14 protein-coding genes and 1 pseudogene are annotated in these 18,034 nt (G+C 72.0%); 4 read left to right on the top strand and 11 right to left on the bottom strand.

The features are described from left to right. Positions 1 to 23: 23 nt before the first annotated feature. Entirely contained in the window at positions 24 to 4,268 is a 4,245-nt protein-coding gene (locus ACE101_RS10285; RefSeq protein ID WP_379128760.1) for a hypothetical protein, read from the top strand. Between the two features lie 766 nt (positions 4,269 to 5,034). Here the strand turns inward: ACE101_RS10285 and ACE101_RS10280 are convergent. The 7 genes from ACE101_RS10280 to ACE101_RS10250 form a co-directional block, all read right to left on the bottom strand. Beyond that, positions 5,035 to 6,555, bottom strand: a complete 1,521-nt coding sequence (locus ACE101_RS10280) for a UxaA family hydrolase (RefSeq protein WP_379128758.1) — start codon at positions 6,553 to 6,555, stop codon at positions 5,035 to 5,037. A gap of 6 nt (positions 6,556 to 6,561) precedes the next feature. After that, positions 6,562 to 7,572: a zinc-binding alcohol dehydrogenase family protein gene (locus tag ACE101_RS10275; RefSeq protein WP_379128755.1), complete on the bottom strand. Its 1,011-nt coding sequence runs from the start codon at positions 7,570 to 7,572 to the stop codon at positions 6,562 to 6,564. 73 nt (positions 7,573 to 7,645) lie between these two features. After that, complete coding sequence (locus ACE101_RS10270) at positions 7,646 to 8,434, bottom strand: transporter substrate-binding domain-containing protein (protein WP_379128753.1); 789 nt, start codon at positions 8,432 to 8,434, stop codon at positions 7,646 to 7,648. A gap of 38 nt (positions 8,435 to 8,472) precedes the next feature. After that, positions 8,473 to 9,201: an amino acid ABC transporter ATP-binding protein gene (locus ACE101_RS10265; protein WP_379128750.1), complete on the bottom strand. Its 729-nt coding sequence runs from the start codon at positions 9,199 to 9,201 to the stop codon at positions 8,473 to 8,475. Beyond that, positions 9,185 to 9,838 carry an amino acid ABC transporter permease gene (locus ACE101_RS10260; protein WP_379128747.1) on the bottom strand — a complete coding sequence of 218 codons (654 nt, stop codon included), beginning with the start codon at positions 9,836 to 9,838 and terminating at the stop codon, positions 9,185 to 9,187. Before ACE101_RS10260 ends, ACE101_RS10265 begins: the two co-directional genes overlap by 17 nt. Positions 9,839 to 9,850: 12 nt before the next feature. After that, a complete protein-coding gene (locus tag ACE101_RS10255) occupies positions 9,851 to 10,534 on the bottom strand; it encodes an amino acid ABC transporter permease (protein ID WP_379128744.1) in 684 nt (227 codons plus the stop codon). Further along, on the bottom strand, positions 10,531 to 11,667 hold the full coding sequence (locus ACE101_RS10250; RefSeq protein ID WP_379128742.1) for a mannitol dehydrogenase family protein: 1,137 nt from the start codon (positions 11,665 to 11,667) through the stop codon (positions 10,531 to 10,533). The genes ACE101_RS10255 and ACE101_RS10250 overlap by 4 nt, the downstream gene beginning before the upstream one ends. Positions 11,668 to 11,968: 301 nt before the next feature. On the opposite strand from ACE101_RS10250, the gene ACE101_RS10245 reads away from it, so the two are divergent. From ACE101_RS10245 to ACE101_RS10235, 3 genes and pseudogenes are all read left to right on the top strand, one after another. Next, positions 11,969 to 12,388 (top strand): winged helix-turn-helix domain-containing protein, encoded by a 420-nt coding sequence (locus tag ACE101_RS10245; protein WP_379126108.1) that lies wholly within the window; start codon positions 11,969 to 11,971, stop codon positions 12,386 to 12,388. Positions 12,389 to 12,405: 17 nt separating this feature from the next. After that, positions 12,406 to 12,942: pseudogene (locus ACE101_RS10240) on the top strand (IS630 family transposase); the annotation flags it as partial. A gap of 102 nt (positions 12,943 to 13,044) precedes the next feature. Continuing rightward, positions 13,045 to 13,983: a GntR family transcriptional regulator gene (locus ACE101_RS10235; protein WP_379128741.1), complete on the top strand. Its 939-nt coding sequence runs from the start codon at positions 13,045 to 13,047 to the stop codon at positions 13,981 to 13,983. Here the strand turns inward: ACE101_RS10235 and ACE101_RS10230 are convergent. The 4 genes from ACE101_RS10230 to ACE101_RS10215 form a co-directional block, all read right to left on the bottom strand. Then, a complete protein-coding gene (locus ACE101_RS10230; protein WP_379128739.1) occupies positions 13,965 to 14,576 on the bottom strand; it encodes a helix-turn-helix domain-containing protein in 612 nt (203 codons plus the stop codon). The two genes, ACE101_RS10235 and ACE101_RS10230, sit on opposite strands and share 19 nt — an antisense overlap. Positions 14,577 to 14,763: 187 nt before the next feature. Next, complete coding sequence (locus ACE101_RS10225) at positions 14,764 to 16,050, bottom strand: NAD(P)/FAD-dependent oxidoreductase (protein WP_379128737.1); 1,287 nt, start codon at positions 16,048 to 16,050, stop codon at positions 14,764 to 14,766. A 35-nt stretch (positions 16,051 to 16,085) separates the two neighbouring features. Next, the gene (locus ACE101_RS10220) at positions 16,086 to 16,841 is read right to left on the bottom strand and encodes an SDR family NAD(P)-dependent oxidoreductase (RefSeq protein WP_379128736.1); all 756 of its coding nucleotides are present in this window, start codon (positions 16,839 to 16,841) and stop codon (positions 16,086 to 16,088) included. Between the two features lie 13 nt (positions 16,842 to 16,854). Further along, entirely contained in the window at positions 16,855 to 18,024 is a 1,170-nt protein-coding gene (locus tag ACE101_RS10215; RefSeq protein WP_379128734.1) for an NADH:flavin oxidoreductase/NADH oxidase, read from the bottom strand. Between the last annotated feature and the right edge of the window lie 10 nt (positions 18,025 to 18,034).

Here is an 18,034-nt window from a genome sequence, read left to right as displayed (position 1 = left end):
GGATCCAGGGGAGGAAGGTTGATATGGGTGCGGTCATCTCCTTCTTCCGCCCTGCTCCGACGACCCAGGGAGACTGGTCGCAGCAGGAGCTTGCCGAATTCTACCGGGTGGAGGCCGCCCTGATCCGGGCCGGGATGCGGGTCACCACCGAGCAGGGCCTGAGCGACGAGGGCGATCCCTGGTTCGTGTTCTGCCGGCCGGACGGCGACACGATCATGCATTTCGCCCGGATCGACGGCAGCTACGTCGTGGCCTCCGAGGCGCTGGACCATCCGATGCGCGGTCCCGACTTCCGCAGCCTCCTCAATCAGATCTCGACCCAGTACCCGACGCTCCTGCCCATCCCGCAGGCCGAGACCGGCGCGCGCGGCAAGCTCGTTCTGCATCCGGCCGCCCTGCTGACCGCGCTGGTCGCGGCCGCGGCGCTGAACCTGTCTCCCGAGGACGCCTTCGCCAGGGCGGTCGATTCGATGGAGCCGAGCGGACCCGTGCCGCCGATGCCCGCGGCCGGCGGCGGTCAGGCCGGGCCGGCGGCCCCCGTGCGGATGGTGGAGCCGCGCAGTTCGGGCGAGGCGCACGAGCAGGGCGACCATCGCCGGCAGGTCGAGGCGATCGTGCTCTCGGCGATGCTGTTCGCCGCGCACACGGCCGCGGTCGACGAGCTGGGCCTGCGGACGGATCCCGACCTGCCCCCGACCGGGCCGATGAGCCACACGGCGGACCACATGACGCAGGGGGACGTCGTGCTGCCGGCGGTTCCGGCCGCGGGCAGCGGCCGCGCGGCGGAGCCGTCCGCTCAGCCCGCCTCCCCCGCCCCCCCCGCCATGGAGCGTCAGGGGCCGAAGGACGCGATGCCCCAAGGGACGGATCACGCCGGGGCGATCCACCAGAGCCGGCCCGATTCCGGCTTCGAGGGGTTCGAATCCCTGAAGCTGCCCGCGGCCGAGCAGCTCGCAGGCCTGAGGCTCGACGGTGCCAGGCACTTCAGGAACGTCGAGACGGGACACGCCCGCTCGACGTCCGACCACCCGTCGAGCGAGCGCCGCCCCGAGGAAACGTCGTCGGTCGCCTCGGACGGCAGCAGCGAGGTGAAGCAGGCCGGCGCCTCGGCGTCATCCACCGCGTCGGCTCCTTCGGCCTCGTCGGCTTCATCGACGTCCTCGGCCTCGTCAGCCGCGTCGGCGTCCGCCCCGTCCCCATCGGCGGCCTCGACGACGACGGCCTCCGCGACGGTGGCCTCCACGACGACGGCCTCGCCGTCGGCGACATCCCCATCGACCGTCTCGGACGACGACGCGGTATCCAAGCTCCAGCATACGGTGACCACGCAATCGGCGATCCAGGTCACCGCGACACCGATCATGGCGATCGCGGCCGATGCGCGCCTCGATAAGGTCAAGCTGCCCGTCGTGTCCGAGAGCAAGAGCGTCGAGGTCGTCAGTCCGGCCGATTCCGGCGCCGCCAAGAGCGATGCATCGGCCACCGGCCTCGATGGTTCCGCCCCGATGAAGGCGAGCCTCCCGGCCCTGCCGTCGAGTGCCGTCGCGGAAGCGAGCAGCCTTCAGGGGACCGGCGCCGCGTCGCCCGCCGGCAGTTCGGGCACGAGCCAGAGCGGGGTCGTCGGCTTGGCCGAGACGGCCTCCGCCGCCGTCTCGAAGGCCCTCGTCCTGGTGGCGTCCGTGTCCTCGGCGACGCCGATCCAGACGACCGCCTCCCTGTCCGAGGCGAGCGCCCCGAAGGCGGACGCCGCGACAGCGGATCACGGCCCGAGCGCGGTCGCGTCCGCGGCGGCGACGGGCGCCGGCTCGGGCAACGACGGCCCGGCGACGGTCTCCGCGTCCCCGGCGAGCACCGGCACCAGCGCCGCCCCGGACCACGCCAAGGCCGCCGTCGCGGCAAAGCCCGCGAACGCCGCCGGCTCGGTCACCCACGAGGCGACGGCCGCCTCTTCGCAGCCGTCGAGTGCGGCGGCCGCCGAAGCCACGGCATCGCCCGCGAGCCAGCCGGCCGCGGACGGCGCGACCTCCGGGCAGAGCCAGCCCGCACCCGCGAGCACCGCCGCGCCGACGGACAGCGCCGGCAGCAGCCCGTCGACCGCTTCGTCGTCCACGGCGAGCCCCGCGACCAGCGCCGCGGAGACGGGCCACGCGTCGACGGACACGACGGCGTCCAGCTCAAGCCCGGCCGCGACCGGCAGCGCCGCCCCGCCGGTGGAGAGCACCACGTCCAGCACCAGCAGCCCGGCGGCCACCGCGCCGACGCCGAGCCCGGCGGGCCCCGCGACCAGCGCAGAGGCGAGCCACATGCCGGCCGACACGGCCGCGGCGGGCCAGAGCCAAGGCTCCGTCAGCAGCGCGGCCGCCCCGGCGGACTCATCGTCCGCCGCGAGCCCGACGAGCGCCGCGACCGGCGCGGAGGCGAGCCACACACCGGCCGACACGACCGCGGCGGGCCAGAGCCAAGGCCCCTCCGCAGCCGGCAGCGCCGCCACCCCGGCGGCTTCATCGTCCGCCGCGAGCCCGGTGAGCGACGCGCCGGGGGCGAATCACGCGTCGACGGACACGGCGGCGGCCAGTCAGGGCCAACCCGCGATCGGCAGCGCCGCCACGCCGGTGGAGAGCGCCAGTTCGGGCAACACCAGCAATCCGCCGGCCTCGGCAACGCCGAGCCAAGCCAGCGCCGCGACCAGCGCCGCGGAGGGGAGCCACGGGTCGGTAGCGAGTGCCGGCGCCAGCCCGGCAGCGGCGGCGGCACCGCACAGCCCCGCCGGCAGCGACGCGAGCGCGCCGGAGGCGAACCACGCAGCGGCGGACAGGGCAGCGGCGGGTCAGGGCCCATCCGCGCTCGACGGCACGCCCACTTCGGTGGAGAGCGTGAGCGCCGACAGGCCCGGCCCGGCCGTCACTGCGCCGGCGCCGAACCCGGCCGGCATCGAACCGAGCGCCCCGGCTACGAGCCATACGGCGGCGGATGCAGCCGCCTCCGGTCAGAGCCACGGCCAATCGACGGTCAGCGGCACCTCGGCAGCGGTGGAGAACGCCGGCTCGAGCGGTCACGGTCCGGCGGCCCCACCGGCGACGCCGGCGAGTTCCGGGATCGTCACGCCGGAGGCGAGCCATTCCCCGGATGCGGCTGCGTCCGGCCCGAGCCAGAGCCAGCCTGCTGGCAGCGGCGCTCACTCCCCGGTGGAGAACACCGGCTCTGGCACACACGGCCCCGAGGCGGCATCCTCGGCTGCCCCGGGGGGCGCCGCGGCCCCTGTCTCGGAGGCGAACCACACGCCAGCGGATCCGGTCGCGTCCGGCCAGGGCCCAAGCCAGCCCGCGGTCGAGAGCACCTCGACGCCCCTGGAGAGCACCAGCCCGGGCAGCAGTTCGACGGCGCCCTCTTCGGACGCACCAAGCCACGCGGGCGCGGAGATCCCCGCTCCGGACGCGAGCCACGCCCCGGCGGACACGGCAGCGTCCGGCCAGAGCCCGAGCGCTGCCGCGGTCACCGGCCCCACCGCCCCGGCGGAGGGCGCCGGCCCCGACATCCACGGCCCGGCCAGCCCCGGAGCCGGCGCGGAGGCGAGTTCCTCACACGCGGACAGCGCCGCCCCGGATCACCTCCAGAGCGCGGCCGCGGCGGCCGTGGACAGCACCGGCAGCCACGGCGCGACGGCCGCGGCCTCTCCGCCCCCATCGAGCGAGGCGGCCGGCGAAACCACGGCCTCGGCGGTCAGCCACGCGCCAGCGGACGGCGCGGCTGCCAGTCAGCCCGCGACCGTCGCCATGTCCACGGCGGAGGGCAGCGCCCCGGAGAGCGGGAGCGCCGCCGGTCATGGCACCGGAACGGAGGCCTCGCCGGGAGCGGCGAGCATCGGGGCCAAGGCGGCCGATGCGAGCCAGCCGCAGGCGCCCGACGCCGGTGCGGATCACGGCCCGGCGGCCGCAACCCAGCCTGCCGCTCCGGGTGGAGTGACGGAGACGCCGGGCCCTGCGCCCGTGCCGCCGGCGGGCGCCCCTCCGTCCGCCCCGGCACCGGCCGTGCAGGGCGGCCCGCCGGCTCAAGACGCCACGGCGAAAGCCGAACCGGGCGCCATGCACGCCGCGATCGGCCCGGACGGCAATCTCGTCTTCTCCGCACCGACCGGATCCTCACCGACCGGATCCTCGGTGCCGCCTGCACCGGGCCATGCACCGCAGGATGCAGAACTCCACCCGGAAGTGGGACTCGTCGGTATCGCTCAGGATCATGCGATGCCGCATCATCTGGAGCTTCACTGATCATGGCGGCATGACCGGCGCCCGTTGACATCGATCGCACGGATCCATTGCAACGGGCGCCGCGACGTCGGAGCCTGATCATCCCGGAATTGAGGGATGGAGCGGGATTGAGGCTTGATCTCTGCCACACGACAGGTGTACAGTGAAACCATAATAGGTCGTTGCTGTATGACACTCGAGGTTCCGGTCCCCCCTCCTCGGGCAGCAACGGCGATCCCGTCCCGAATGGTGCGTTACGGAGGCCGGTAGAAGACGAGGTGAATCTGGAAAGTGTGCGTAGAGGATGAGGAGCGAAACGCTATGTCTTACGTCGGAAATTTACTCGCCTCGACCGAAATTCTCCCTCGCGACGAATCGCCGTCCCAGGTCCGGACCCATATACGCAGGGTCGTCCTGAAGCTTGTCCACGATTCCAGACTCAAGGATCAGCCCACGGTATCGAGTCAAAAGTGACGCCATCGTGGGGCTTCGCACCTCTATTCGATGAGAGAACGGCTTTATATTCCTCGAAAAACTGCCCAGAGCAGGTTTCAGGTCGGACCCGGACAGGTGCGCCCGGCTTGAACCGCGACGGCCGGTTCCGCCGTCCGATCGGTCGCCGAGGCCGGATCGCACCGACATCGGCCCGTCCCATGCCGCGACGGGAGAGAGGATCCCGCCGCGGCTCTTGAAGTCGCCGGCCTTGTCGAGAGCGGGCCGACGTCGGGCCCCCTCGCCGCCCCGCCCCCCCGCGATGGCCGGACCAGGGCGGCCCCGCCCGGGCCCGCTACATCGTCGCGCCGATCTGCCAGGGCACGAACTCGTTGCGGCCGTAGCCCAGCTGCTCGGATTTCGAGCGCTCGCCGGAGGCTACGCGCAGGATCATCTCGAAGATCTCGCGGCCCTTCTCCTCGATCGACACGCCGTCGAGCACGTCGCCGCAATCGAGATCCATGTCGTCCTGCATGCGCCGGTAGAGGTCGGAATTCGTCGCGAGCTTGATCGAGGGCGTGGGCTTGCAGCCATAGGCCGAGCCCCGGCCCGTCGTGAAGCAGAGCACGTTGGCGCCCCCGGCCACCTGCCCGGTCGCCGCCACCGGGTCGTAGCCCGGCGTGTCCATGAACACGAGGCCCTTGGCGGTGACCGGCTCGGCGTAGCGGTAGACCTCCCGCAGCGTCGCGGTCCCGCCCTTGGCGGCGGCGCCGAGCGACTTCTCCAGGATGGTGGTCAGCCCGCCGGCCTTGTTGCCGGGCGAGGGGTTGTTGTTGAGTTCGCCCCCGCCCCGGGCCGCGTAGGCCTTCCACCACTCGATCAGGTCGACGATCTTCCGCCCGACCGCGGGAGTCTCGGCCCGGCGGGTGAGCAGGTGCTCGGCGCCGTAGATCTCGGGCGTCTCGGAGAGGATCGCGGTGCCGCCCTGGCGCACGAGGCAATCCGCCGCCGCGCCGAGGGCCGGATTCGCGGTGAGGCCCGAATAGCCGTCCGAGCCGCCGCACTGGAGCGCCAGGATCAGTTCCGAGGCCGGCACCGGCTCGCGGGCGACGCGGCTCGCCGCCGGCAGCATCTCGCGGATCCGGGAGACGCCGGCCGCGATGGCCTTGCGGGTGCCGCCGGTCTCCTGGATCGTGAGGCTCTGGAAGTGGTCGCCCTCGGTGAGGCCGTAGTCCTGCTTCAGCCGGGCGATCTGGAACACCTCGCAGCCGAGCCCGACGACCAGCACGGCCGCGAAGTTCGGGTGGCTGGCATAGCCCCACTGGGTGCGGGCCAGGAGGTCGAATTCCTCGCCCTTGGCGCCCATGCCGCAGCCGGTGCCGTGGGTGAAGGGCACGACGCCGTCGATGTCGGGATGATCCGCCAGGATGCCGGAGCGGGCGACCTCGTCGGCGATGAAGTCGATCACCGTCGCCGAGCAGTTCACCGAACTCAGGATGCCGATGTAGTTGCGCGTGCCGACCCGGCCGCCCGGGCGCCGGAAGCCGTCGAAATGCGCCGGCACCTCGCCGGGGCGCAAGGCGCGGTCCTCCCGGGCCTCGCTGGCGAAGGCGTGGTCGCGGTCGAAATCCTGCACCGCCACGTTGTGCTCGTGCACCCAGGTGCCCGGCGGGATCGGCCGGCTCGCGAAGCCGATGACCTGGCCGAACTTGCGGACGGGCTCGCCGGGCCGGATCCCGTCCGTCGCGAGCTTGTGGCCCTTGGGCACGCGCTCGGCCACGGTGAGGCCCCCGGGCAGGACCGCGCCGGAGGCGATCGCCTCGACCGCGATGACGACGTTGTCGGCCTCGTGCAGGCGCAGGATGCGGGGAGCCATCGCGCGTCAGATCTCCAGGATCGCCTTGATGACGCCCGCCTCCGGCCGCAGCCAGTCGCGGAAGAGGTCGGGCCCCTCGGCGAGGGGGCCGCGATGGGTGCGCAGGGCCCGCGTCGGCACCCGGCCGGCCCGCATCTGCGCCACCACCTCGGCGAAGTCGTCCGGCTGCGCGTTGCGGCTCGCGAAGAGCGAGGTCTCGCGCTTGTGGAACTCGGGGTCCGAGAAGACGATGTCGTCGCGCACCACGCTCACCAGCACGTAGCGCCCGCCATGGCCGACGAAGCCGAAGCCGCGCTGCATCGCCGCCCGGTTGCCGGTGCAGTCGATGACGCAATCGTAGAAATCCCCGTCCGTGGCGGCCTCCGCCCGGCTCTCGGCCTCGGCATCGGCGAGGAGGAGCGCGTCCGCCCCGAGTTCGGCGCGCGTGAAGTCGAGGCGGTCCTCGCGCAGGTCCATCACGGTGACGTGGGCGCCGCGCGCCTTGGCGAAGATCACCGCCGACATGCCGATCGGCCCCGAGCCGACCACGAGGACGCGGTCGGCCGCCCCGATGCCTCCGCGCTTCACCCCGTGGGCGCCGATGGCGAGGAACTCGATCATGGCGGCGTCGTCGAGGGGCGTGTCGCCCACCGGCACGACGTTCCCCGCCGGCACGCTGATCAGCTCCGCCATGCCGCCGTCGCAATGCACGCCGAGCACGCTGATCGCCTGGCAGGCATTGGTCACGCCCTTGCGGCAGGCGACGCAGCGTCCGCAGGACAGGTAGGGCACGATGTAGACGGTCTGCCCCGGTTCGAGACCGCTGCCGGCCGGCGCCCGCTCGACGGTGCCGGACAGTTCATGGCCCATCACCCGCGGATATTGCAGGAACGGGTGCTTGCCCTGGAAGATGTGGAAGTCCGTTCCGCAGATGCCGACGCGCCGGACGCGCACCAGCGCCTCGCCCGCGGCCGGCACCGGCTCCGGCCGCTCGACCAGTCGCAGCCGGCCGGGCTCGTCGCAGATGAGCGCCTTCATGATCTCGTCTTTCGCAGGATGAATGCAGGGAACCGGGCGGCTCCGCGAGAGGAGCCGCCCCCGGTATGCGCGGTCAGGCCAGCATCTCGGCCGGCAGATCGACGCCGTGGTACGTCTTGTAGATCGCGTTGAGCTTGCCGTTGCGCAGGTTCTTGCGCACCCACTCGTTCAGGGCGGTCTGGAGCTTGGTCTCGCCCTTGCGGATGCCGATCGCGTAGGGGAAGGTCCGCATCACGATCTTGGTCTCGAAGGGCACCGGCGGATTGCGGCCGTTGGCGGCGTTCATCACCTGCGGCGAGGTCGCCACGAGATCGACCTGGCCGGCGATCATCGCGGTGATGAGGGTCGCGTCGTCGTCGTAGCGCACCATCTGGGCGCCCTGGGCGCGGGCGGTCGCCTCCTTGTCGTTGGTGCTGCCGCGGGTGGTGCCGAGCCGCTTGCCGGCGACCGCGGCGTAATCCTTGACCTCGCGGTTCTTCGGCCCGGCGACCACCGCCTGGATCACCCCGTAGGGATCCGAGAAATCGATCACCTTCTGCCGCTCCTCGTTCACGCTGAAGCTGGCGATGACCATGTCGGCCTTCCCCGTCAGCAGGAACGGCACGCGGTTGGGGCTCGTCACCTGCACGATGTCGAGGGGCAGCTCCCAGTCGGCGGCGAGGAGCCGGGCGGTCTCCACGTCCGAGCCGGTCGGCTGCATGCTGCCATCCGTCATGCCGAAGGGGGGCGAGCCGAGGTCGAGGGCGACCATCAGCTTCTTGCGGCTGCGGATCGTGTCCAGCGTGTCGGCCAGCGCCGGCATCGCCAGGCCGGAGGCCGCCACGGCGGACAGCCCGCCCGCCAGGAAGGTCCTGCGCTTCATCCCTGTGCTCCCTATCGTGTTGCCTGTCGTGTTGAATGTCAGAGGCCGCTGCCGACGAAGTCGCGCAGCTCCTCGGTCCGGGGATCGGCCAGGGCGTGGCCGGGCAGCATCTCCCAGACCCGGCCCTGGCGCATGTAGATCACCGTGCTCGCGACCTTGCGGGCGAAGGCCATCTCGTGGGTGACGAGGATCATGGTCATGCCGCCGCGGGCGAGATCCTCCATCACCTTCAGCACCTCGCCGGTGAGCTGGGGATCGAGGGCGGAGGTGACCTCGTCGAAGAGCATCACCTGCGGCTGCATGGCGAGCGAGCGGGCGATGGCGACGCGCTGCTGCTGGCCCCCCGAGAGCTGCTCGGGATAGTGCTCCGCCTTCTCGGCGAGCCCGACCCGCGCGAGGCTGTCCATGGCGAGCGCCCGAGCCTCCCTGGCCTTGAGCCCCTTCACGCAGGTGGGCGCCAGCATGATGTTCTGGAGCGCCGTGAGGTGCGGGAAGAGGTTGTAGCTCTGGAAGACGATCCCGACCGCGAGCCGCAGGGCGCGCTTGTCGAGGTCCGGGCTGTGGATCGCGTGGCCGCAGACCTCGATCGCGCCCTGCTCGATCGTCTCCAGGGCGTTGATGCAGCGCAGGGCCGTGGACTTGCCCGAGCCCGACTGACCGATCATCGCCACCACCTCGCCGCGGCCGACCTCGAAGGAGATGCCGTCGAGGACCTTCTGGGGACCGAAGCTCTTGTGGACGTTGGCAAGCTTAACGACGGCCGACATTGAGCCTCCTCTCCAGCCCGCGGCTCCAGGCCGAGAGCGGATAGCAGATGACGAAGTAGAACCCTGCGACGGTGACGAAGATGATGAAGGGCTGGAAGATCGAGTTGTTGATGAGCTTGCCGGCCTGGGAGAGTTCGACGAAGCCGACCACCGATGCCAGCGAGGTGTTCTTGACGATCTGAACCAGGAACCCGACCGTCGGGGCGGTGGCGAGCCGCATGGCCTGGGGCAGGATCACCCGGGTCATCCGCTGCCAGCGCGACAGGGCGAGGCATTCGGCAGCCTCCCACTGGGTCTTCGGCACCGATTCGATGCAGCCGCGCCAGATCTCGCCGAGGAAGCCCGAGGCGTAGACCGTGAGCCCGGCGCCCGCGGCGATCAGGGCCGGGAGCTGGTCGAAGCCCGCGATGGCGAGGCCGAAATAGATCATGAACAGCAGGATCAGGAGCGGCGTGCCCTGCACCACCTGCACGTAGGCGGTGGCGAGCCCGCGCAGGGCCCGGCTGTCGGAGATCCGGGCGAGCGCGACGGCGAAGCCCAGGAGACCGCCGCCCAGGAAGGCGATGGCCGAGAGGGCGAGCGTCCAGCCGGCGGCGGTGAGGAGGAACCAGAGGTGCTGCGGTCCGAAGGTGGCCATGGCGCTCCCCCCTTACAGCGCGGTGCCGAGCCGGCGGCGGCGCGTGAAGACCACGAGGCCGAAGCCCCAGAAGGCCCAGCGCACCACGAAGGACAGGGCGAGGTAGATCAGCCCGACCGCGATGTAGGTCTCGAAGCTGCGGAAGGTGTCGGACTGGATGCGGTTCGCCACCGCGGTGAGTTCCTCGGCCGAGATCTGCGAGCAGATCGAGGAGGCGAGCATCAGCAGCACGTACTGGCTGACCAGGGCGGGATAGACCCGCTCGATCGCCGGGCGCAGCACGACGTGCCAGTAGATCTGCGTCCGGCTCAACCCGAGGCATTCGCCGGCCTCGATCTGCGCCTTGTGCACGCTCTCGATCCCGGCGCGCATGATCTCGCAGGTATAGGCGACGACGTTGACGACGAGGGCGATCACCGCGGCGAGGTTGGCGTCGATCCGCACGCCGAGCACGGCGATGCCGAAATAGACGAGGAAGATCTGCACCAGGAGCGGGGTGTTGCGGATGAGCTCCACGTAGGCGCCGACGATCCGCTTCAGCCAGGGCGGCCCGTCCGCGCGGGCGATGGCGCAGAGGGCGCCGCCCACGAAGCCGAGCACCGTCGCGAAGGCCGAGAGCTGCAGCGTCAGGAGCACGCCGGCCGCGAAGTCGCGCCAGAACGGCAGCAGGGCCGCGAAGTCGAACTGGTAGGTCATGCGGCCGCGTCCGTGCGCTGGCGCGCCGCGATCTCCCGCAGGACCGGCGCCGGCAGAGCGGCCCCGTCGACGGCCGCCCAGGCCAGGAAGGCGTCGATCCGGCGCTCCACCTTCACGGCGTGGTTCTGGGCGATGTCGGCGATGCGGTGGTTCAGGAAGGGGTTCAGGAAGCGGTCCATGGTCGTCGCCACGTAGGCCTCGGCCGCCGGTCCCATGCCGCGGGCGGCGAAGCCCGGCACGACCTCGTCGCGGTAGAGCGCGTCGAGGCGGGCGCGGATCCCCGGATCCGCCAGGATCTCCCGGACGGTCTCGGCGGCGGCCCGTCCCTCCCGCATCCAGATCTCGGCCAGCACGGTGTGGCCGAGATTCAGGATGTGGAGCTTCAGCCGCTCGAAGGGCTCGAGGTCGTCCGCGACCACGATGGCGGGATGCTCGCAGGGCAGCACGAGGCCGGGACGGCGCTCGATCGCCCAGAGGGCGTAGGGCTCGGCGACGGCCCCGACCGGATCGATCGGCTCGGAGACGATGCGATCGACCAGCGTGTCGGCGAAGACCACCTCCCGGGCGAGCCAGTCCCGGAACGCCGCGGGCGCGCCCGCCCGCTCGGCGAGGTCGGCGACGAGGCCTTCGAGGACGCGGCCGTTCCGGTTGACGAGTTCGCAGGGCAGGACGACGAGGCCCGGCGCCCCCGCCCGCCAGCGGCGGTGGAGCAGCGCCGTGAGCTTGCCCGGGAAGGACAGGGGCGGCGGGCCGGCGAGGAGCGCCGGGCCGTGATCCGCCGCGGCGACGGCGTAGCCCGAATCACCCGTGTTCGAGACGACGAAGCCGGTATCGCCGCAGAAGAGCGCGGCCAGCGCCTCCCAGTCGGCAGCCGCCGACAGGCCCCCCGCGACGCTCCGGACCTGGAGGGTGCGCGCGACGGGCGCTCCCTCCGTCATGCCGCGGATGACGACCGGATAGCCCTCCGGCGCGCCGAAGGCGGCGATCCGGCCGGCCCGATCGGCCGACCCCGAAATCTGGACCACCGTGATCGGTCCGACCTCCTGCCCGGCGAGGCGCGCCTCATGCACGAACAGCGCGACATGGGCCTGAAGGAAGCGGCTGGTGCCGAACTGAAGAATGCGCCGGCTCATGGCGCTAGAGCCGAGAACGGCCGGACGAGCACGAAGGATGGTTCATCGGCGCGTTCCCTCCAGACCTGGAATTTGTATTATGATGCATAAAAAACCGAGTCCGGCCGTGGTGTCATACCGGCGCGCGATTGAGGTGACTCGGATGGGTGTTCCCCGGGAAGGAAGCAGCTGATTCAATTGGCTCCTGCCTGAGCGGGAGGTCGGAATGGGACGCGGTTTGCCAATCCGGGAGGATGTCGCGACGCCGACTGAGTTGAGGCGGCGGGCCAGGAAAGAGCCTCGCCGTTCGACAGCGCAGCGGATGCTGGCGATCGCCAATGCGCTGGAAGGCATGAGCCGCGCCGAGGCGGCACGGGCGGCCGGGATGGAGCGCCAAGCTCTGCGCGATGCGGTGATCCGGTTCAATGCCGAGGGGTTGGCCGGGCTGGTGGATCGTCCGCACGGCCACAGGCGAGAGATCCTCAGCGAGGGTGAGCAAGCAGTTCTGGTGCATCGGATCCTGGTTGGGCCAGATCCCGAGCAAGGGGAGCCGTCGAGTTGGACGCTGCCGGACCTCTGCCGTTTCATCGAGGAGCGGTTCGACAAGACGATGTGCCCGCAATCCATGTCGCGGGTCGTGCGTCGGCTCGGGCTGTCGAAGCAGAAGGCCAGGCCCGTTCACCCGAAGCGGAACGCCCGTGCGGCGGCCGCTTTCGCCAAAGGGGGCTTCGCACCGCCGTAGCGGCGGCGGCCCAAGCCCATCCGGGCAAGACGATCGCGCTCTGGTTCATGGACGAGGCGCGCGTGGGCCAGAAGGGCCGGACCGGCCATCGCTGGTGGGTGCGCGGCCAACGCCCACCAGGGCTGTGCGACAAGCGCTTCGCCTCAGCCTACATCTTCGCAGCCGTGCGGCCCGCCACAGGCGAGGAGTTCGCCCTCGTGCTGCCGCGGGTCTGCACTCAGGCCATGGATCGCTTCCTGGCCGACTTTGCGGCCAGCATCCCAGCCGACACCCACGCTGTGATGGTGCTGGACGGTGCGGGCTGGCACGATCCGCGCGCGGTGACGCTCCCGCCCAACCTCACCCTCGTGCCGCTGCCGCCCTACAGTCCCGAGCTGAACCCGGTCGAGCGTGTCTGGCTCTACCTGCGCGAGCGCTACCTCTCCCACCGGCTTCTGGCCGACTACGAGGCCGTCGTCGAGGCGTGCTGCCGGGCCTGGAATGCGCTCGCGGCAGAGACCGGCCGCATCAAGTCCCTCTGCGCCTACCCCTACCTGAAACAGATCAGTTCATAAGCGCGGCGGTATCAATCGGTTTTTTGTGTTCAAGGAACAGGGGTGGGCGAGCGGCGCGGATGTGCCACCCTCGTCCGGGGCAGGGCGGAGGGGGGGCGGTCCATGAAGGCGAACACGGTCTACAAGCGGGCCTACAACCAATGCTTGTCGCTCCTCGCGGCCCGCCCGCTCGGGGACTGGCCGGCCTCCGAGGCGGAGGTGGCCGAGGCGCTCGACGTGAGCCGCACCACCGTGCGGGCGGTCCTGGCGACGCTCGCCGATGCCGGCATCGTTCAGGCGAGCCGGGGGCGGCGCCACCTCGTCCGGCATCCGGCGCAGGCCGACTACTTCCCCGACATGCAGACCGAGACGGTCGCCCATCAGGTCGAGCGGAAGTTCATGCAATGGGTGCTGCAGGGGGATCGCCAGCCCGGGCAGGTGATCAACACCGCCGAACTCGCCCGCTCCTTCGGGGTCTCGACCACGGCCGTGCGCGAGTTCCTGACCCATTTCAGCCGCTTCGGGCTGCTCGAGCGGCGCGAGAACAGCAGCTGGATCTTCGCGGGCGTCACCCCCGACTTCGCCGCCGAGATCTACGAGATCCGCGAGATGTTCGAGCTGACCTCGGCGCACCGCTTCGTCGCGCTGCCGCCCCACGCGCCGGCCTGGGGGCAGCTCGACGGCATCGAGGCGGAGCACCACGCGCTCCTCTCCGACATCGACCGCCGCTACGGCGACTTCTCGCCCCTGGACGAGCGCCTGCACCGCCTCATCCTGGAATCGTCGCGCAACCGCTTCATCCGCGAGTTCTACGACGTGATCTCACTGATCTTCCACTACCACTACCAGTGGAACAAATCGGACGAGAAGGAGCGCAACATCGTCGCGATCAACGAGCATCTCGCCTATATCGCGGCGCTGCGCTCGCGCGATCTCGAGCGGATCGACACCACCTGCCGCGCGCATCTGCGCACGGCGCGCGCCACGCTGCTGCGCTCGATCGCGGCCGGGCCGATGAGCGCCGTCGCGAGCGCGGGCCGCGATCAATCGGGCGTCGCGTAGGCGGGGCCGGCCATGATCCAGACGAGTTCGGCGGTGCGGCCGCCCTCGTTCGAGAGGTGGTGGGGCAGCTCGCCGCTGAACTGGAAGCTGTCGCCCTCGGTGAGCACGCAGGCCTCCTCCCCCACGGCGAGCCGGACCGCGCCGCGCAGCACGAGCCCGGCCTTCTGCCCCTTGTCCCGGATCATCTCGTCGAGCTGCGAGCCCGGCGGCATGCTGACGAGGAGGAAGCGCAGGTCCTCGGTGGCGGGCGGCGACAGGATCGCCTTGTCGATGCCGGCCGGGCCGACGGTGAGGTGCGGCCGGGCCCCGCGCCGCCGGACGAAGGCCGGATCGGCGCCCGCGGCCGCCGCGCCCTCGATCAGCGTCATCAGCGGGACGTCGAGGGCGATGCGCAGCCGCTCCAGGGTCTTGAGGCTCGGATTGCCGAGGCCGCGCTCGATCTGGCTGATGACCCCGGCCGACACGCCCGCCTTGAGGGCGAGTTCGGCGGTGGAGAGGCCGGCGCGATGGCGCAGGCCGCGGATCCGCGCGCCCATCGCCGCGGTGTCGAGGGAGCCGTCGGCCTCGGCGGGCTCCGTCGTGGTGGGATCCATGGGGTCGTTCTCCGGCGGTGTGCCTCCCGCCCTGCAAGGCCGTCCCATAATCTGACGGCCGGGACTTGCTCAACCGGGCGATCCCGGAGGCAGGGTCCCCTGCGCAGGATTCCCTGCGGAAGGGCAGACGAACTCACGGGCAGGTCAGCCGGGATGAGGGATGCCATCCGCGGCCCGGCGCCTTGGATCACGCCGCCCGGCGGGCCGCGAGACGGTCCTGGAGGCTCAGCCACGCGAAGACGCCGGGCATGAACCACGCCTTGCCGTTCAGGAGCGGCACGAAGCCCGGCGCGCGGAAATCGAGGGCCGAGGCGCCGGCCTGGTCGCCCATGACCTGCAACGCCGCCTTCTGGCCGGCCCAGCGCGCCCAGACGACGCCCGAGCCGCAATAGCCCGCGGCGTAGCGCACGCCCCGCCGGGTGAACAGGCGGGGGATCATGTCGCGGTTCATGGCGACGTAGCCGTACCAGCTCTGGGTGAGATCGACATCCGCCAGGGTCGGGAAGATGTCGGCCAGAGCGCGGCGCAGGTTGGCGGTCGGCCAGTCCGGATCGCCCGCCACCGTCCCGTCGCGGCCGCCGAACAGGATCCGCGTCCCGTCCGGCGAGGGCCGGTAGTAGTAGTGGAGGCGGCGCGTCTCCGTGTACATCATCCGGGTCGGCATCAATTCGCCCATCAGGTTGGGCGAGAGCGCCGCGGTCGCGATGATGCGGCTGCGCACCGGCACCAGCCGCCGCCGCAGCCAGCGGTCCGCCGTATCCGTGTAGCCGTTGGTCCCGACGATGACGTGGCCCGCCCGCACGGTGCCGCGGGCGGTCGAGACCTCGTAGCCGCCGCCCTCGGCCCGGATGCCGAGCACCGCCGTCTCGCCGTGGATGGTGGCGCCCGCCGCCTGCGCCACCCGCAGCATCCCGGCGTGGAACTTGGCGGGGTGCAGGCCGCCGATATCCATGCGGACGTTGCCGCCGTGATAGTAGTCGGTGCCGATGTAGCGCCGCTGCTCGGCCCGCGACACGGCATGGGCCTCGATGCCGAGGCTGCGGTGCAGGTGCTCGGCCTCGCGGGCGAGCCCGTCGTAGTCGCCCGGCGTCGCGGCGCCCGCGAAGCGGCCGGTGAGCGCGAAGTCGCAGTCGATGCCCTCGCGGTCGATGAAGGCGTAGAGATCCTCCCGGGCGGCCTTGGCCTCGGCCAGCACCGCGTCGGCCCGCGCCTCGCCGAAGCGGCGGACCATCTCGGCCCGGCTCAGGCGCAGGTTGCCGCTGGTGATGCCGCCGTTGCGGGTCGAGGCCCCCTCCCCCGGCCGCAGCCGGTCGAAGACCTGCACCGAGCGCCCGGCGCGGGCGAGCGTCATGGCGGCGCTGAGGCCCGTATAGCCGGCCCCGACCACCACCACGTCGCAAGACGGCGCGACCGGCCGCTGCGGCTCCGAGGCCAGGGGCGCCGCCTGCCACCAATAAGCATCGCGCTCGGTCATGGCGTCGTCTCTCCCTTGATGCCCTTCATGTCGCGTCAGAGCCGGCCGCCGTCGACGGCGAGGATCTGCCCGCTGATCCAGCCCGCCTGCTCGCTCGCCAGGAACAGGGCCGCGGCCGCGATGTCCTCGGCCCGGCCGAGGCGGCGGGTGTGGAGCGACTCGAGCACCCGCTGGCGCCCGGCCTCGCCGTAGGCCTCCCATTGCGCGTGCGTCGCCGGGTTGGTGAGGATGAGGCCGGGCGCCACCGCGTTGACCGTCGTCCCGTGCGGGCCGAGTTCCCAGGAGAGCTGGCGCACCACCCCCACGAGGGCGTGCTTGGCGGCCGCGTAGGCCTGGATGCCGGTGAGGCTCGGCCGCAGGCCCGCGCTCGACGCGATGGCGACGATGCGGCCCCAGCCGGCCTGCCGCAGATGCGGGGCGGCGGCCTGCGCCACCCAGAAGGCGGCATCGACATTGGCCTGGAACAGCGCCCGCCACGCCGCCTCGGTGATCTCCTCGACCGGCCGGCCGGCCTGTCCGCGCACGCCCCCGGCCGCGAGCGCCAGCACGTCGAGGCGCCCCTCCTCGGCGAGGATCGTGCGCACGAGCTCGTGCGCCACCTCCCGGTCGGAGAGGTCGCCCGCATGGGCCGGCACGCCGAGGTCGCGCCCCGCCGCCTCGACGCCGTCGCGGTCGAGGTCGGTGAGGCGCACCCGGGCGCCGGCCTCCCGGAAGGCCAGCGCGATGGCGCGCCCGATGCCCTGCGCGGCGCCGGTCACCAGCACCACGCGCCCGTCGAGGCGGAGATCCATGCCGTTCCTCCCGTCAGGCCGAGATGCCGATGCGCTCGCGCAGTTCCAGCCACCAGCCGTAGGAGGGCGGCCAGTGCCGCCAGCCCGGATCGACCCCGAGGGCCTGGGCGGCGTGGAGCGCCCAATGCGGGTCGGTCAGCGCCTCGCGGCCGATGGCGATCAGATCCGCCTGCCCCGCCCGCAGGATCGCCTCCGCCTGCGGCCCGTCGAGGATCACGCCCACCGCCATGGTCGGGATGCCGGTCTCGCGCCGGATCGCCTCCGCGTAGGGCACCTGATGGCCGCGCCTGAGCGGGGTGCGCTTCTTCGCGAAGTCCATCATCGAGTTCTCGGCCCGGATGCCCCCGGACGAGCAGTCGATCACGTCGACCCCGCGGGCCGCGAGTTCGCGCGCCAGCACGATGCTGTCCGCGATGGTCCAGCCGTCGGTGCGGTCGTCGAGGTCCTGGCGCCAGTCGACGCAGGAGATGCGGAAGAGGAGCGGCCTGCCCGCGGGCCAGTGCGCCCGCACGCTCTCGGCGACTTCGAGGGCGAAGCGCATCCGCCCGGCCCGGTCGCCGCCATAGGCGTCCTCACGGGTGTTCGAGACCGGCGAGAGGAAGGAGTGGATCAGGTAGCCGTGGGCGGCGTGGATATCGAGGACGTCGAAGCCGGCCTTGGCGGCGCGCGCCGCCGCGAGGCCGTAATCCGCGACGAGCCGGGCGATCTCGTCCGTGGTCATCGCCCGGGGCTGGTGCCAGCCCGCGACGCTGCGCCCGGCCGAGGCCGCCACCGGCTGCCAGGGCGCCTCGCCCCGGGCCGCCTCGGCCTCCCCGAGGGGCCCGAGGCCCTCCCAGGGGCGCTGGCGGGAGGATTTGGGGCCGGCATGGTGGAGCTGGGCCGCCGCGAGGCTGCCCTGCTCCTGGACGAAGCCCGCGATGCGCGCGAGCGGCGGGATCTGCTCGTCGCACCAGAGGCCGAGGTCGCCGTAGGTGTTGCGCCCGACCGGATCGACGATCAGGGCCTCGGTCATCACCGTGCCGGCCCCGGCGACCGCGTATTTGGCGAGGTGCTGGAAGTGCCAGTCGGTGGCGAGGCCGTCCGGCCGCGCCTTGTACATCTGCATCGGGGCGATCACGATCCGGTTGGGGAACGTGACCTCGCGCAGGCGGAACGGGCTGAACAGCAGGCTGGAATCCGGCATCGCGTCCTCC

This window comes from Methylobacterium carpenticola, assembly GCF_042748905.1.
GTDB lineage: Bacteria > Pseudomonadota > Alphaproteobacteria > Rhizobiales > Beijerinckiaceae > Methylobacterium > Methylobacterium carpenticola.
Note: the sequence above shows the minus strand (reverse complement) of the source record. Positions and strands in the feature narration are given on the sequence as shown.

Bases quoted from the DNA above. Each gene is read 5' to 3' on its own strand.
- ACE101_RS10285 (WP_379128760.1), top strand. From the start codon at position 24: ATGGGTGCGGTCATCTCCTTCTTCCGCCCTGCTCCGACGACCCAGGGA.
- ACE101_RS10280 (WP_379128758.1), bottom strand. From the start codon at position 6,555: ATGGCTCCCCGCATCCTGCGCCTGCACGAGGCCGACAACGTCGTCATC.
- ACE101_RS10275 (WP_379128755.1), bottom strand. From the start codon at position 7,572: ATGAAGGCGCTCATCTGCGACGAGCCCGGCCGGCTGCGACTGGTCGAG.
- ACE101_RS10270 (WP_379128753.1), bottom strand. From the start codon at position 8,434: ATGAAGCGCAGGACCTTCCTGGCGGGCGGGCTGTCCGCCGTGGCGGCC.
- ACE101_RS10265 (WP_379128750.1), bottom strand. From the start codon at position 9,201: ATGTCGGCCGTCGTTAAGCTTGCCAACGTCCACAAGAGCTTCGGTCCC.
- ACE101_RS10260 (WP_379128747.1), bottom strand. From the start codon at position 9,838: ATGGCCACCTTCGGACCGCAGCACCTCTGGTTCCTCCTCACCGCCGCC.
- ACE101_RS10255 (WP_379128744.1), bottom strand. From the start codon at position 10,534: ATGACCTACCAGTTCGACTTCGCGGCCCTGCTGCCGTTCTGGCGCGAC.
- ACE101_RS10250 (WP_379128742.1), bottom strand. From the start codon at position 11,667: ATGAGCCGGCGCATTCTTCAGTTCGGCACCAGCCGCTTCCTTCAGGCC.
- ACE101_RS10245 (WP_379126108.1), top strand. From the start codon at position 11,969: ATGCTGGCGATCGCCAATGCGCTGGAAGGCATGAGCCGCGCCGAGGCG.
- ACE101_RS10235 (WP_379128741.1), top strand. From the start codon at position 13,045: ATGAAGGCGAACACGGTCTACAAGCGGGCCTACAACCAATGCTTGTCG.
- ACE101_RS10230 (WP_379128739.1), bottom strand. From the start codon at position 14,576: ATGGATCCCACCACGACGGAGCCCGCCGAGGCCGACGGCTCCCTCGAC.
- ACE101_RS10225 (WP_379128737.1), bottom strand. From the start codon at position 16,050: ATGACCGAGCGCGATGCTTATTGGTGGCAGGCGGCGCCCCTGGCCTCG.
- ACE101_RS10220 (WP_379128736.1), bottom strand. From the start codon at position 16,841: ATGGATCTCCGCCTCGACGGGCGCGTGGTGCTGGTGACCGGCGCCGCG.
- ACE101_RS10215 (WP_379128734.1), bottom strand. From the start codon at position 18,024: ATGCCGGATTCCAGCCTGCTGTTCAGCCCGTTCCGCCTGCGCGAGGTC.